General features: G+C 59.4%; 15 protein-coding genes. 6 read left to right on the top strand and 9 right to left on the bottom strand.

What is annotated here, in order from left to right:
- Positions 1 to 95 precede the first annotated feature (95 nt).
- Positions 96 to 1,397, top strand: a complete 1,302-nt coding sequence (locus FHW83_RS29080; RefSeq protein ID WP_176649854.1) for a dicarboxylate/amino acid:cation symporter — start codon at positions 96 to 98, stop codon at positions 1,395 to 1,397.
- A gap of 54 nt (positions 1,398 to 1,451) precedes the next feature.
- On the opposite strand, the gene FHW83_RS29075 is transcribed toward FHW83_RS29080, so the two are convergent.
- Both FHW83_RS29075 and FHW83_RS29070 read right to left on the bottom strand, forming a co-directional pair.
- Positions 1,452 to 2,189 (bottom strand): hypothetical protein, encoded by a 738-nt coding sequence (locus tag FHW83_RS29075; RefSeq protein WP_176649853.1) that lies wholly within the window; start codon positions 2,187 to 2,189, stop codon positions 1,452 to 1,454.
- On the bottom strand, positions 2,186 to 2,821 hold the full coding sequence (locus tag FHW83_RS29070) for a hypothetical protein (protein ID WP_176649852.1): 636 nt from the start codon (positions 2,819 to 2,821) through the stop codon (positions 2,186 to 2,188). The genes FHW83_RS29075 and FHW83_RS29070 overlap by 4 nt, the downstream gene beginning before the upstream one ends.
- A gap of 204 nt (positions 2,822 to 3,025) precedes the next feature.
- Between FHW83_RS29070 and FHW83_RS29065 the strand changes: the two genes are divergently transcribed.
- The 5 genes from FHW83_RS29065 to FHW83_RS29045 are packed head-to-tail and all read left to right on the top strand — an operon-like array spanning position 3,026 to position 10,041.
- A complete protein-coding gene (locus FHW83_RS29065) occupies positions 3,026 to 5,968 on the top strand; it encodes a type VI secretion system Vgr family protein (protein WP_176649851.1) in 2,943 nt (980 codons plus the stop codon).
- Positions 5,969 to 5,982: 14 nt separating this feature from the next.
- Entirely contained in the window at positions 5,983 to 6,501 is a 519-nt protein-coding gene (locus FHW83_RS29060) for a hypothetical protein (protein ID WP_176649850.1), read from the top strand.
- Positions 6,498 to 9,020, top strand: coding sequence for a TIGR02594 family protein (locus tag FHW83_RS29055; RefSeq protein ID WP_176649849.1), 2,523 nt, complete (start codon positions 6,498 to 6,500; stop codon positions 9,018 to 9,020). Before FHW83_RS29060 ends, FHW83_RS29055 begins: the two co-directional genes overlap by 4 nt.
- The gene (locus FHW83_RS29050; protein WP_176649848.1) at positions 9,017 to 9,517 is read left to right on the top strand and encodes a hypothetical protein; all 501 of its coding nucleotides are present in this window, start codon (positions 9,017 to 9,019) and stop codon (positions 9,515 to 9,517) included. The genes FHW83_RS29055 and FHW83_RS29050 overlap by 4 nt, the downstream gene beginning before the upstream one ends.
- Positions 9,517 to 10,041: a hypothetical protein gene (locus FHW83_RS29045; protein ID WP_176649847.1), complete on the top strand. Its 525-nt coding sequence runs from the start codon at positions 9,517 to 9,519 to the stop codon at positions 10,039 to 10,041. The genes FHW83_RS29050 and FHW83_RS29045 overlap by 1 nt, the downstream gene beginning before the upstream one ends.
- A gap of 73 nt (positions 10,042 to 10,114) precedes the next feature.
- Here FHW83_RS29045 and FHW83_RS29040 read toward each other — a convergent pair whose 3' ends face one another.
- From FHW83_RS29040 to FHW83_RS29010, 7 genes are all read right to left on the bottom strand, one after another.
- Positions 10,115 to 10,654: a hypothetical protein gene (locus tag FHW83_RS29040; RefSeq protein ID WP_176649846.1), complete on the bottom strand. Its 540-nt coding sequence runs from the start codon at positions 10,652 to 10,654 to the stop codon at positions 10,115 to 10,117.
- A gap of 94 nt (positions 10,655 to 10,748) precedes the next feature.
- Positions 10,749 to 11,216 (bottom strand): hypothetical protein, encoded by a 468-nt coding sequence (locus FHW83_RS29035; RefSeq protein WP_176649845.1) that lies wholly within the window; start codon positions 11,214 to 11,216, stop codon positions 10,749 to 10,751.
- A gap of 435 nt (positions 11,217 to 11,651) precedes the next feature.
- Complete coding sequence (locus FHW83_RS29030; RefSeq protein ID WP_176649844.1) at positions 11,652 to 12,254, bottom strand: hypothetical protein; 603 nt, start codon at positions 12,252 to 12,254, stop codon at positions 11,652 to 11,654.
- A gap of 66 nt (positions 12,255 to 12,320) precedes the next feature.
- Entirely contained in the window at positions 12,321 to 12,932 is a 612-nt protein-coding gene (locus tag FHW83_RS29025; protein WP_176649843.1) for a hypothetical protein, read from the bottom strand.
- Between the two features lies 1 nt (position 12,933).
- Entirely contained in the window at positions 12,934 to 13,617 is a 684-nt protein-coding gene (locus FHW83_RS29020) for an AHH domain-containing protein (protein ID WP_176649842.1), read from the bottom strand.
- Between the two features lie 32 nt (positions 13,618 to 13,649).
- Positions 13,650 to 14,843, bottom strand: coding sequence for a hypothetical protein (locus FHW83_RS29015; RefSeq protein WP_176649841.1), 1,194 nt, complete (start codon positions 14,841 to 14,843; stop codon positions 13,650 to 13,652).
- A 31-nt stretch (positions 14,844 to 14,874) separates the two neighbouring features.
- Positions 14,875 to 15,185, bottom strand: a 311-nt coding sequence (locus tag FHW83_RS29010; protein ID WP_176649840.1) for a DUF2345 domain-containing protein, incomplete at its 5' end; no start/stop codon positions are given.

Raw genomic sequence — 15,185 nt, 5'->3', positions numbered from 1 at the left:
GACAGATATCACTGGCCGTGATTTGCGGCTTTCCACAATAGTGATATCTGTCGGGCTGAGCGATGATGCACTCCTCACACACACGAGGAGACCCCGTGAAAAAACCATTCTATAAAATCCTGTACGTGCAGGTACTATTCGCCATTTTCTGTGGCGTGATGCTGGGCGTGTTCTATCCAGACAGCGGCGTCGCCATGAAACCGCTGGGTGATGGCTTCATCAAACTGATCAAGATGATCATCGCGCCGGTGATCTTCTGTACCGTGGTGTCCGGCATCGCCGGCATGCAGGACGTGAAAAAAATCGGCCGCGTCGGCGGCAAGGCCCTGCTGTACTTCGAAGTGATCTCCACCTTCGCGCTGGTGATCGGCCTGTTCGTGGCCAACCTGGTGAAACCGGGCGCCGGCTTCAACGCCACCCCCGCCACGCTGGACGCCAAGTCCATCGAGCAGTACACCACCAAGGCGCACGCGCAAACCACCACCGACTTCCTGCTCAACATCATCCCGAACACGGTGGTCGACGCCTTCGCCAAGGGCGACATACTGCAGGTGCTGCTGATCGCCATCCTGTTCGGCTTCTCGATCTCGCTGCTGGGCGAGCGCGGCCGTCCGCTGGTCAAGCTGATCGACGACGCCTCGCACGCCATCTTCGGCGTCGTGAACATCGTCATGAAGGTCGCTCCGATCGGCGCGTTTGGCGCCATGGCCTTCACCATCGGCAAATACGGCATCAAATCGCTGCTGCCGCTGGCCACCCTGATGGGCTGCTTCTACGCCACCTGCGCCATCTTCGTGGTGGTCGTGCTGGGCACCGTGGCGCGCCTGACCGGCTTCTCGATCGGCCGCTTCATCTCCTACATCAAGGAAGAACTGCTGATCGTGCTGGGCACCAGCTCGTCGGAATCGGCGCTGCCGTCGCTGATGAACAAACTGGAGCGCCTGGGCTGCTCGAAATCGGTGGTGGGCCTGGTGGTCCCGACCGGCTACTCGTTCAACCTGGACGGAACCAACATCTACATGACCATGGCCGCCCTGTTCGTTGCGCAAGCGACCAACACCGAGCTGACACTGATGCAGGAACTGACCATCCTGGGCGTGGCGATGCTGACCTCGAAAGGCGCGTCCGGCATCACCGGCGCCGGCTTCATCACCCTGGCCGCCACCCTGCACGTGGTACCGGACATTCCAGTGGCCGGCATGGCGCTGATCCTGGGCATCGACCGCTTCATGTCCGAATGCCGCGCGCTGACCAACTTCGTCGGCAACGGCGTGGCCGCCATGGTCGTCTCGCGCTGGGAAAAGGAACTGGACATGGACAAGATGAAAGCCGAGCTGGCCAACCCGGGTTCGACCATCACCGATCCGGAACCCCTGGAAGTCGTGCCTAGCCACTAACAGGCATTGCCAGACCTCAACACCCCGCCCGGCCCGCGCCGCGCGGGGCGTTTTTCATTTTGACGCGGAACAACGCCCGCTTGCCCCGTCGGCCGAGGCAAAGACGCCGTCCAGGGCCCGATCGAATGTCACGCGATCGATATGGCACATACCACGGGACTTGCCAGCCTCCTTGCCACAGAAGTTCGCGCCAGCTTCAAAAGTGACGATCTGTTGGAACAGCGAATACAGCACATTGCGCCCTTCATTACACTCCGCGCCATTCAGACTCAATGGATCGTCCGCCTTTTTCCCCACGCTGGCCGCAACCTGATCCGCATATTCCCGCGTGGGGTTGGGGCCGTAAGGGCAGTTCGGGAAAACGCCCACCGAGCCGACACAATCATTGGGCGGCGCATAACGCGACATGATTGAGAATGCCGTTTGGGGCTGCCCTGAGGCAGCCCTGCGGCTCATCCACAAGCCCCATGCCGCCATGCCCTGCTCCACCGTACCAAACACCGCATGCCCTTTATCGTCGCGTGCAACCTGCCCCGCCCATGGCCCCTTGGCGGGTGTTTTCATCGCGCCCGGATTATTGAGTCTCAGCGAGATAGGCAGACATTCAGCCCGGGTATCGGGAATCGTCGCCAACGCGCCCTTGATCCAGATCTGAATGCCCTCGCCGCGCGTGCCATCCGGGGCAAAGTATTTCGGACTGCTGTTATACGGCTTGGTCACCAGATTCCTGCATTCGATGGCGCCAGCACTGGCGGCCCACAACATGCCAGCCCAAAAAACGACAGTTCTCATGATTGCTTCTCCTCGTCGCGGATGTTGACATTCACTTTGCGAATCGGCAGCTTGTCGGCGGGGGTTTTGGAGTTGAGAATATCCATTACAAATGCAGCCATGCCGCGCTTGGCGGTCTGCTGAATGGTTTCGTTTTCCAGGTAATATTTTTCCCTGGTCTTGACCATGTTCGTGGCGTCGGACTTCACTTGCTGGAGCATCTCCGTCAAATGATCTCCGGAAGCCTTGTTAATGGTGAGTCGTGGGCTGGGCGATGGGTCCGAAGTATTTAATTGCCTCAGCGGAGGAACATCAATGGAAACAATGCCTGGCTGTGTCTCCTTCAACTTCCAGTCCCAATTCTGCGGCACAGCGAAGCCGAAGTTGTAGTCGTAATCCCATGCGAACTCGATGTCGGCCCTCCACAGCTTGCCTTTTGCTTGCATCACCTTGGAGAACGAATCGGTAATTTTTGCAAAAGTTAATTCTCGCGCATTAACCAGTAAGCCTGCATCCACTGTCGTACGTTCTCGCCGGACTACATCCTCCTTGACCGTCTTAACTTCTTTGGAAGCGCTTGCTGCCTTTTGATAAAACACCGTACTGGCAATTGCAAGAATCACCACAGCCAGCCAGGAAATTACCCTATCCATATTTTTCCTTCCCTATTTTTGGACAATGGCGGAATGCCATCTTGCCAAATTATAATTATCTATAAAGCACTAATTGGTGTCATTTTTACCACATAGATAAGACAAAACCGGAACTCATGGGAACTAAAGTTCAATTGAATCGCTCTTGCCGGACTGAACTGAATCAGGTGTAATGCGGAATGCAAACATATTAACTTAACAACCATGCTTCGCGACCTGCTTTCCATGTTCAGCCAGGACACCCGGCTGCTGCGCCTGACCACGCCGCTGGGCGCCGACATCTTGCTGCCCGAGTGCGTGCACGGCGAGGAGGCGCTGAGCGGCGGCTTCCGTTTCCGCATCACCGCGCTGTCGCCGGACGCCAGCCTGTCGCTGCGCGCCCTGCTTGGCCAGCCGGCGCTGCTGGCGCTGCAAACCACGCAGGCCGATACGCGCCCGTTCCACGGCCACATCACCGCCGCCGAAGCCAATGGCGCCAACGGCGGCCTGGCGCGCTACACGCTGACGCTGGAGCCGTGGACCGCCTTCCTCGGCCACAACCGCGACAGCCGCATCTTCCAGGACCAGAACGTGTTCGACATCCTGGACGCCGTGTTCGGCGCGTGGCAAGGCCAGGGCAAGCTGGCGCCCGCATGGCGTTTCGACGTGCAGGACCGCGGCCGCTATCCGGTGCGCAGCCTGACCACGCAATACCAGGAAAGCGATCTGGCGTTTGCCGAACGGCTGATGCACGAGGAAGGCCTGTTCCACTACTTCGTGCACAGCGAGGATGGGCATGAGCTGGTGATTGCCGACGACAACAGCAGCTTCAAGCCGAACGCGCAGGCGCAGGTGCGCTTCACGCAACCGGGTGCCGTCATGCGCGAGGACAGCATGGACCGCTGGCGCAGCGAACTGAAGCTGCAAACCAACGCGGTGGAGCTTCACAGCTGGGACTACCGCACGCTGGACCAGCGCCCGGTCAGCGCCGCCGCGCCCGACGCCCCGGCCGACCTGCTGCTGACCAGCCGCGACGCGCCCGGCGCCTACGCCTACCCATCGCGCGCCCACGGCCAGCGCATCGCCGACCAGCAACTGCAGGCGCTGGAGGCGTCGCGCGAGGTGTACACCGGCGCCGGCACCGTGCGCACGCTGGCGCCCGGCACCACCTTCCAGCTCAGCGAGCACGCGCTGGGCGATGAGGAATTCCTCGTCACCCGCGTGGTCCACCTGATGCACAACAACCTCAGCGCCGACCTGCACGCCGGCCTGATGCAGCGCCTGGGCGAGAGCGCGCTGGGCGCGGCCATCGCCGCCGAACAAGCCAGCAGCCTGCACGCGGTCGGCAAGCAGGCCGGCGAGCGGCCGCTGTACCGCAACCGTATCGACGCCATCCGCGCCAGCGTGCCCTACCGGGCCAGCGGCACCGATGGCCACGGCCGTTTGCTGCATCCGCGCCCGACCATCCAGGGCCAGCAGACCGCCGTGGTGGTCGGTCCTTCCGGCGCGGCCGTGCACACCGACCGCGACCACCGCATCAAGGTGCAATTCCACTGGCAGCGCGGCGACGCCGGCCACAGCCGCCTGAATCATCCGGCCCCGGCCAGCCACAGCGGCGCGCCGGCCGACGACAGCGTCGGCGCCTGGGTGCGGATCGCCACGCCGCTGGCGCCGCAGGCCGGCGCCAACTGGGGCAGCAACGCCGTGCCGCGCGTGGGACAGGAAGTGCTGGTCGACTTCATCGACGGCAATATCGACCGCCCGGTGGTGATCGGCGCGCTGTACAACGGCCAGGGCCAGGCCGACGCCCAGCACAACCAGGTGGCGCAAGGCGGCGGCGCCAGCACCGGCAACGCGCCGACGTGGTTCCCCGGCGAGGCCGACGGCCACGCCCACCCGGCCACGCTGTCCGGCCTCAAGAGCCAGACCCTGCCCGCCAGCCAGGGCGGCAGCGGCGCCTACAGCCAGCTGGTGTTCGACGACACCCCGGCCCAGCCGCGCATCGGCCTGCAGCACCACGCCGCCCCGCATCAGGGCACTGCCGAGCTCAACCTCGGCCATCTGCGCCAACAAACGGATAACCAGCGGCTGGCCCCGGCCGGTTTCGGCGCCGAGCTCAAGACCGAACACAGCACCGCGCTGCGCGCCGGCCGTGGCCTGCTGCTGTCGGCCGACGCGCGCAACGGCGGCGCCGGCCATCAGATGGACGCGCGCGAGGCGCAATCGCAGGTTCAACAAGCCCAGCAGCTACAGATGACGCTGGCCGAGACGGCCCAAAAACAAAACGCCATGCTCAAGGCCGGCGGCGCGGCCGAGCCGGCGCCGGACAAGCTGCCCGCCATCGCCCAGATGGCGTCCAGCGCGCAGGCCTTGGACGCCACCGGCGGCGGCAGCGGGGGCGACAGCGGCGGCGCCGGGCAGGCCAGCGCCTTCGGCGCCGCCATGCTGCAATTGTCCACGCCATCCGGCATCGCCGCCGTCACGCCCGCCAGCGCCGTGCTGGCCGCCGGCGCCAGCAGCAGCCTGGTGGCCGGGCAGGACATCAACCTGCTCACGCAAGCCAACAGTCTGCACGCGGTGCGCGACGGCATCAGCCTGTTCACCTACGGCAAAGCCACGGCCGCCGACAAGCCCAACCAGGAAACCGGCATCCGCCTGCACGCGGCCAGCGGCAAGCTCAGCAGCCAAAGCCAGAACGACGCCACCACGCTCACCGCCGACCGCGCCATCACCGTGGCCAGCGTCACCAAGGACGTGCGCGTGGCGGCCAAGGAGCACGTGATGCTGACCGCGCAAGGCGCGTGGATCAAGCTGGAGGGCGGCAACATCGAGGTCCACGGTCCCGGCACCATGACCTTCAAGGCCAGCATGAAGGAGCTGACCGGTCCGGCGCAGAGCACGCCCGCCCTGCCCGAGCTGCCGAACGAGAAGCTGTACGCCGGCCGCTTCCAGGTCAAGGATGCGCTGGCCGGCACGGCCATCGCCGGTCGTCTGTACAAGAAACAGCGCGCGGACGGCAAGGTCTTCTTCGGCAAGACCGACGCCGAAGGCCACACGACGCCGGTCAACACCGCCAAGGAAGAACAACTCGCGATCTCGTTGGACGGCAACGAGAAATTCCATCGCGACAAAATCGATGAAGATGAATTGAACCAATGGTTTTCCTGAGTATGCATAAAAAGATGATTGTTGCCGTCATGCTGTGGTCCGGCGCTGCCGCCGCGCTGGCCACCGATCCCGAGATGTTCTGGTTTAAGAACGAGACCCAGTGCGGCGACGCCAAGGTGGTGGTGCGCTCCTACTGCGAGGTGTCGCAGCGCGCCAATGCCGTGGTGCAGGTCAACAGCGGCTGCACCGAGCAGGAGCTGGTGATCACCCAACCAGGAAAGAAGCCCGTGACACGCGATCTGCTGGAGCACGAGCCGGTAGGCGATGATTTCCACGTCGCCTCGGCGCTGCGCTGCGTGGAGGCCGGCAAGCAACGCTATCTGCTGGTGAACCTGGACACCGGCGGCAGCTGTGACACCTGCGAAACCCAGGCCCTGCTGACGCTCGATGGACGCTGGAAGCGCTATGGCAATAAATGGCAATCGACACCGGCCAGCGAGCAGCGCGTGATCCGCCTGCGCGAGCCATCCTGGAAGCTGGCGCCGCGCTACCCGATCAATAACACCGTGCTTGAAGATCCACAACCGCAATGACCGATACCCATTTCAACGAGCCGATCGACAAGAGCAAGCCGCTGTCCGGCACCGGCCGGCGCGGCTTCGAGGTGCCGCCCGAGGTGCAGCAGAAAGTCATCGACATCATCATTGAAGAGGCCCGCAAGATGGGCTTCAACAACCGCGACCTGGCCTATTACATCGCCATCGCCAAGCGCGAGTCGTCGTTCAACCCGGATGCGGCCAATCCGAACGGGACCGCCTCCGGCATCGCGCAGGTGATCGACAAGACGGCGGCCACCTACGGCGTCAACGACAGCAACCGCTTCGACGCGCGCTCCAGCATCAAGGCCGGACTGGGCTACTTCCGCGACCTCAAGGCCGAGACCATCAAGGATTACGGCTCGGCGGCCGGCAAGTTTGAACCGCTGATTTATTACCGCTACCACTATGGCGAGTTTTCGACCCGCAACCGCGAGATGGTCCCGGTCGGGAACGGCAAGCGCAAGAAAGAAACCTGGCATCCCAAGGAGTTTTCCGAGCTGGAGCAGAACAAGCGCTATCCGGACTCGAAGACCGTGGTGGACGAGGCGGACCGGATTGAAGCCATCCTCAATGCCTCGCACGGACTGGTGGTGCAGCTGAACGACATCATGGGCAAGCCGATGGGCAGCCGCAAGGTCATTGTCGTGACCAAGACGCCCAAGCCGGCAGGCCCTGCCAAGCCGCCAGCCGCGACCGCACCGGCAAAGCCGACAGTCAAGCCTCCCGCGCCAGCCCCTGCACCGTCGCCGGAAGCTGAGGCGACGCCAGCACCGGCGCCGTCCGCCGTGCCCGCCTGGAACTCGCCGCAGTCAGCGCCATCCGCGGAGCCAGCAGCTGCCACCTCTGCATCCGCATCGTCGGCCGAGGCCGGCCCGATCGCATCTCCGTCCGCGCCCGCCAATGTAGATGGTGACGCATCGCCGGCGGCAACGCCTGCCCAGCCCGCCGCCGCGCCCGGCGCCGACACCGCATCCGTGCCGGTCGCGAACGCCCCAGCCGACGGCGCTCCCGCTCCTGCCGACGAGGGCATCGAATGGGAAGTCAGCGCCAAAGAAGTGACCACCGGCGCCGACGGCAAAGTGCCCGAGATCAGCTCCGAGTCGCAAGAGCCGGTGGTGATCCTGATCCCGCGCATCGACGTCGAAGCCTATAACGACGCCGTCAGCAAGGAAGGCATGCCGGAAGACGGCAACCAGCACGTCCTGCAGACCCACGACGGCGAACAGATCGCCCAAGCCTTCCCCGCGCCCGACAACGGCTGGAAGCCCACGCCCGAAAACACCGGCGGCGCGGCGCCTGCGGCAGAACCAGCGCCGATGCCAGCCCCTGCCGCCGCCCCCGCGCCGGCGCCGAAGCCTGCACCCAAGCCAGCGCCGCCGGCCAAACCGCCAGCCCCGACCAACGTCTTCGACGCCGCCGCCCAGGCCGCGAAAGACAAAGCCGCGCCCAAGCCCACGCCGAGCCGCGAAATCACCTTTGAAGACATCATCGCGGCCGTGAAAAAAGATCTCGGCTGGAACGCCGTCTACATGACCTCGTTTGCCTACGTGAAGCAGTTCTACACGCGGCCGAAATTCCCGGAAACGCCGCTGAGCACGCCCACCAGCGCGCCCGGCCCGGCGCGCCAACAGGTGATCGGCAGCAGCCTGCCCAACAAGGACACTAAGAAGCTCAAGGTCGAAGAGAAAGTCCAGACTGCCGAACAGCCAGCCGTCAAACCCGTTGAGGCCAGCACCGATGCGCCGTGGATGCCGTTCGCTCTCAAGGAGCAAGGCAAGGAAGGCGCGGAGAAAGTCATCGAAAACCGGGATAGCCACAAGACCAACCCTGAGTGGAAAGCGCAACGCGCCGCGCGCGATGCTGCCCAAAAAGCGGAAAAAGCCGCGCAAAAGCAGCTGGGCATCGAGCAGAAAAAGAAACCGGCGGACGCCAGCAAAGTGGCAGAACTGCAGGCCACCATCGCCAGCCAGCAAAAAGCCTATGCCGATGCCGACGCCGAAATGCTGAAGATCGAGCAACGCTTCAATAACCCGGACATCGTCAAATATCTGCAAACCACCACGCTGGATCGCGATGCAGCGCGTGACGATGGCACGGCATGGTGTTCGTCCTTCACCAACTGGTGTATGGAACAGGCTGGCTACATAGGCACCGACAACGCGCTGGCCGAGTCGTGGAAGAATTGGGGCGAGCAGCTGAGCGAGCCGCGCTACGGCGCCATCACCGTTGTCACCCGCTCCGCCAAACCGGAATACCATGTTGGTTTCTACACCGGCACGACAGAAAAAAATGTCGAGGATGGCGTCGAGGAAGTCGAAGTCAAAGGCAAAGACGGCACCATCACCAAGAAAACCAAAAAGAAATTCAGAAAGGTGAAGGTGGTACGCCTCCTCAGCGGCAACTTCTCGCGCATGGTCAGGGACTTTGCAGGCTGGACCGTCGACCCGGCCGACGACCCAGCCCTGCATCTGGTATCGTACCGCTGGCCTACCGAAAAGGAAAAACGTAAATGAAGCAGTCCCTGATGTTGGCGCTGTGCGCTATGAGCCTGGCAGGATGCCTGAACTCGCCGGCCGGCGCCGAGCCATGCAGCGCGCCCGATCCGGCGCTGCTGCGCTCTACCTGGCAATCGTTCCGCGCCGCCACCCTGGCCGGCCAGCCCGAACAAGTCGCACGCTACTACAAATTCCCGGTACAACTGCTGCCGCCGATGGACGGGATGAAGCCGATGAAAATTACCCGGCCGGTGTTCATCAAAAACTACGTCGAACTATTCCAGCGCGGTCCCGCCGATACCGAAATTGCCATGCTGACCGCGATGAAAAAAACCACCGGCAACGAGTACATCCCGCAGCCTGAGTTCAACAGCAGCAAATGTCGCTTCAATGTCCCGACCCGCATCGAAGACTACAATTTCGTCTACGATAAAAAGACCGGGTGGCTGGTTGAATCGCTGTACTACGACAACAACGATCTGGAACTTGCCAAGTCATCACAGCTGGACCGCTGATGAAAAAAATCTGCTTGCTGATTAGCCTGCTGGCGCTGAACAACGCCAGCGCCACGAGCGGCCCCGACGTAGCTAAATACCTGGCGCAGCGCGGCTGGAGCGCATACGACAGCAAAGCCCGGCTCACGATGCCGACCAACGATATCGCACCGCTGACCTACTACGCCAAAGACGCCAACGTCCCGAGTTGCGGACTACTGGCCGGCAACGCCAGCGCGCCCAAGTTCATCGACATCTTGTCGACCGAGCCCGGAGAGCAATATCCGCACTGCGCCGGGATCAACGACGTGGCCGCGTTCAAGCTGGCAGGCAGAGACTACCTCGTCCTCACCTATACCGACCGCGACACCCGCAACGAGAGCTACGAGCAATTCTTCTACGTCTACAAAAGCCAAACCGGCGACTACGTCGCCGACACCCAGCTCAACGAATCCGTGGCCGGCGAAGACGGCAACAAAAAGCCAGGCACGAAAGCTGCGGATGGCATTCGCCTTGCGCGAAAGCGCGCCAGTCAAAATCAATGAGGTTGACGTTAGTCCCGTAACGCGCCATATCCTTGGCTGCGGCAGTCGTCTTGAAGCGCATCTCTTTCATCGTTTAGTAATCTGGAATGCTAACCAGTCTGGCGCCGCTTTCACCATCACCACGGAAGATGGCAGCAATATCCTGATGGCAGACAATGTATGCGCCCAGTACACCACCCATCTTGAACAGCAATCTCTGATTTAATGGGATATTGTCGAGCACCGCCGCATCCAAAGCGTAGGTATAGACGCCGTATAGTCGGAAGCCGCCAAGTTCCACCGGCTCATCTTCAAAATCGGATTTCTCTCGATCCCAGCAATCAAAGCGTTCCGGAAACGTCAGGAACCAGTAGTCTTCGTGGCAGTTTTTGTAAGCGTCGATGAAGACCGCCAGGTGCAGGTACAGAGCTGGAAGGTCCAGTGCGACCAATGCTTCGCATATATGGCTGCGGACCAACAGATCAGCACCGTCAAACAATATGTCCGGCAACTCCTTGAGCGGCGCGATACCCAGCTTGCGAGCGTAATCAGCACCGCCATCAAAAAAACACGCACGGCGCCGATCCCGCCGGCTGTGGCTCGAACGAATAGTGGCGCTCCACCGTATCCTCATCGGCAGTCAAGGAAGGCAACCGGTCGTCATCCGCCTTCCGGACAAAGTAGTATTGCCGATCGTAATCCGTCTTCATAAAATCCAAATAAGGTGATCAATGATCTGGAATACCCACAAGCTTAGCGCCACTGTCGCCGTTGCCGCGGAATATGGCCGCTATATCTTGGTGGCACACGATAAATCCGTCCTGCGTGCTCCCCATCTTAAACAATAGCCGTTGACTCAACGGAATCTTGTCCAGCACTACGGCATCCAAAGCATAGGTGTAAACGCTGTGCAGCGTGAAACCACCAAGCCTGATCGGTTCTTCTTCAAAAGAAGACAATTCCCGGTGCCAGCAATCTAAACGTTCAGGAAACGCTAAGAACCAATAGTCTTCGTGCCAGTTTTTGTAAGCGTCGATGATCACTGCTGGGTGAATGTGCAAACCAGGCAAGTCCAGCGCGATCAACGCATCGCGGATATGGTTGCGGACCAGCAGATCAGCGCCGTCAAACAATATGTCCGGCAATTCCCTGAGTGGTACGATGCCCAGCTTACGAGCGTAATCCGCCCCCCCCATCAAAAAACATCAAGGGTGCAGATCCTACAGGCTGTGGCTCAAAAGAATAATGACGATCCACCGTCTCCTCATCGGCAGTCAAGGAAGGCAACCGGTCATCATCCGCCATTTTGACAAAGTAGTATTGCTGATCGTAGTCCGTCTTCATAAAATCCAAATAAGGTGATCAATAGTGGGCGATGGCAATCAAAGTAGCCCACTATTGCCATCCACCCAAATATGTGAGCGGGCTGAAATGGCAAACTACAAAAGCATTAAGATCCCCACCCATCTTAAATAGAGACCTATTCTTTAAGGCTGGCTGCCGTATCAATTCTTCATCCAACGAGTCTTTTTCTCTGCAAATCCGTTCAACGTCATCTTGTATTCATGCTGCTCAGACAGCTATCCCGAGATTTGGGTTGGTCAGTCCTCATGAAAGCCCGAGTAAGGTGGTCAATAATCGGCTATGGCCATCAAACTAGCGCCACTAGTGCCGTTCCCTCTAAATATGTGGCTCAGGCTGGAATGGCAAACCACGAAAGCATTGAGATCTCCGCCCATTTTGAACAGCCGCCTATTATCCAAAGGAGTCTGTCGCATCAATTCCTCGTCCAGGCAATATGTGTACACCTCTTGGAGCTGAAAGCCGCCGAGCCGGATTGGCGGACTTTCCTCGTCAAACTCAGAAGTTGTACGGTCCCAGCAGTCAAACCGGTCAGCGAAAGTCAAATACCAAAAATCTTCGTGCCATTGCCCTGCGTTATCAATGTAAACAACGGGGTGCATATGCATGGACGGAATCCGGTGTTCAAGCAGGCGCTCCCTTATGGCATCTCGAACAACCAAGTCAGCACCTGCGAAAAGTATGTCCGGCGTCACACCGACGATTTTGTTTTTCCTTTGCAGATCCCTCCAGCCATTGTGAAAGACCAATGGCGGAGAGCCTTGTGGCTGAGGTTCAAAGCGAAAACAGCGATCTTCAGTATTTTCATCGGGTACGAGAAACGGAAGGCGATCGTCATCTGGCTTTCTGATGAAATAATATTCATTGTCCATGTTGCTGATCTTACTGGGCCGCAGATGGCTTGTATTGGATCATCGAAATGATGTCCATATTGAGCTTCAATGATCTGGAATGCTCATAAGCGTGGCGCCACTGTCACCATTGCCACGGAAAATGGCCGCGATATCTTGGTGGCATACGATGTATGCCTCCAACGTCCCCCCCATCTTGAATAAGAGCCGCTGATTTAAGGGAATCTTGTCGAGCACTGATGCATCGAGAGCATAGGTATAAACGCCGTGCAGTTTGAAGCCACCTAGTTCCACAGGCTCATCCTCAAAGTCAGACAATTGTCGGTCCCAACAATCGAGACGTTCAGGAAATGCCAAAAACCAGTAGTCTTCGTGCCAGTTTTTATATGCGTCGACAAATACGGCTGGGTGAATGTGTACTCCTGGCAAATCCAATGCGACTAAAGCATCGCGGATACGGTTTCGGACCAGTAGATTAGAGCCATCAAACAAGATTTCAGGTAACTCCCTGAGCGGCACAATCCCTAACTTCCGAGCGTAATCGGCACCGCCATCAAAGAACATGAATGGTGCGGAACCATCTGGCTGTGGCTCAAAAGAATAATTACGATCCACCGTATTTTCGTCTGGTGTCAAGGACGGCAGGCGATCGTCTTTCTTCTTTTTGATGAAGAAGTATTCTTGGTCGTAACTGTGCATCTTAGTTCCCTGGCTTTAATTGATATGGTCTATCTGAACGATAGGTGATATTTTCATCCTTCTGCTTTGCACTTTGACGTCCTCCAGCGTGCATCCGTTCGACTGCACACTTCGACAAGCCATGGTGGGCACTAACAGAATCGACGCCCCCGCATCCTATAGGACTGCGCGGAGAGAAATGTCCCGCGATGTTGGTCAATGGTACATCCGCCGGTTTTTTTTGTATCAACGTAATAATGTATTTGCTGAGACCATCGAGCTTACGCCGAATCTCATGCACCCTGCTGTCATCCGCCCCTTGACATTCTTTTGCGAGCGGTAGCCCAAGATCCTTGATTTGCAAGCTAATTAAGTCGTGATAACTCATAGGCTCCAGATCATCATCGTAGTCATCCTGACTGATCACTGCCGTGTGATTGCCGCGATGCGGCTGCACGCCGAGATAGCACGCGCCCTGCAACGTACACGGGATAAACACCAGGTTGGGTAGCAGATTGATATCGTAACCAAATTTTTCAATTTTTTTGCCTAGCCCTGAGCGCTTCATGCCTTCAGCTGAAATAGCATGATGTGCCTGCATCTTGACGCCATTATTGCGTGGATGCGATTTGTCTCCCTCGATAGCATCCTTGATGCGCTTGAGGTACTTGCTGTCTTTAGCAGAATTACCAAGTTTAAGTGTCATTGCTATGTACTCTAAAATGAGGCATGCCCGAACTACGCATATTCCACATTCCCCGGCCGGCGACGTGGCGTCGTGTGCGTGGTGCTGCCACAGATCCGGCACTTCTTATCCCGTTTGATCGATGTCCTCTTTGCCGCCAGCGTGGTCTTGGTGTTACCGCGTACCACCAGCCCCTTGCTGCGCGCCTGTAATAGCTTTGCACCCAGGTTGTGCAAATCGTCCACCGCGTCCGACAGGTCGCGCAGTATCCTGAGAAACGCGTCAATCGCGGCCTTGGCGCGCTTGATGCGGCGGTTGGCCGTGACCACCTTGACACTGGCGGCGGCGAAGCGGCCAATCAGCATGGTGATGCGCGCCGCCACAGCTGCGCCAGCGCTCAACAAGGCGCTCACCACCAGCATGACCACCTCGATCATCAGGTAGGCGCTGCCCTTGCCAGCGACATAAGCGTAGAAATTCGGCGGAATCGCTTCGATCATGAGTCCGACATACGCGAGATAGCTCAAGGCGCTGTCATGGTCCGCAATGATTTCCAGCACGACCGCAAAATTCGGATCGTTGCGGATCGACTTGGCCAGCACCGGATCGATATCCATCAACACCGTATCGACAAAATTCTGCACCGGCTTCGGCTGACCGTTTGCGATCAGGCTGGGCAGGTTCAGGATCGCATCGCGATGCTGATAGATTTTTCTCGCCTTATTGGCACTCTCGATGACCGTGTTGGCGACATCCTGCACGGCATGTCGCGCATCGTCGAGCTTTTGCATCTGTTGGCGCCCCAGCTCCGTCGCCTCATCGGTAATCGCCTTTTGCCACCAGGCCCAGTTGTACAAGGTGTCTTCCGGGTTCTCGATATGCTTGCTCAGTTGCTTATGCAGTTCATCGTAACGCCGCTTGCTGTAGCTGGCGAGACGATCATAGGCCGTACCGGCGGCGTCGCGTACTTTGCCGCCGAGGTCGGTCCACAGTTCGGCCTTGAACAGCTCGGCCTGGTCGCTTAACCACTCAGCCCCGCCGGCGTTCCATCCTTCGCGTGCGCTGGTCAGAAAAGCCAGGGTTGGGTTTTCATCCCATTGACTTTGGAATTCCGCCATCTGGTCAGTGAGGTTCAGATAAGCCGCGTGCAGGCGTAGCACGATGCTTTCACGCTCCTCGCTGATTTCCTTTTCGGTGACCTTGGTCTCCGTTGTGACGATAACTGCTCCGTCCTTCGGCGCTTGCATGCGCCGGATTTCTGATGGCGATCCGCTCACCTTATTGCCCCTTTCCTGCGGCCTGATTGATAGGCACGCCCTGCGCCAGCGTCTTGTTGTCGACCTTGAATTTGAGCCCGGTCAGCGGCCATGGCGTATTCCAGGCGTCATCGTAGTCGGCCTTGATCTCCACCCAGCTGTTCTCCAATTTAGGCAACACCGGCAGCACCGCCTCCATCCGGTCCGGCCCACTGAAGTTCTTCTTACCCGCATGAATGGTCAACTTCCCCGGGCACTGCACCGTGATGTTGCCGCCGTCGATGGTGATGTTGGCGCCGCCGGCCGTGGACAGGCTGATGCGCTTGGCGGCCG

It is taken from the genome of Duganella sp. SG902, from assembly GCF_013376005.1.
Lineage (GTDB): Bacteria > Pseudomonadota > Gammaproteobacteria > Burkholderiales > Burkholderiaceae_D > Rugamonas.
Note: the sequence above shows the minus strand (reverse complement) of the source record. Positions and strands in the feature narration are given on the sequence as shown.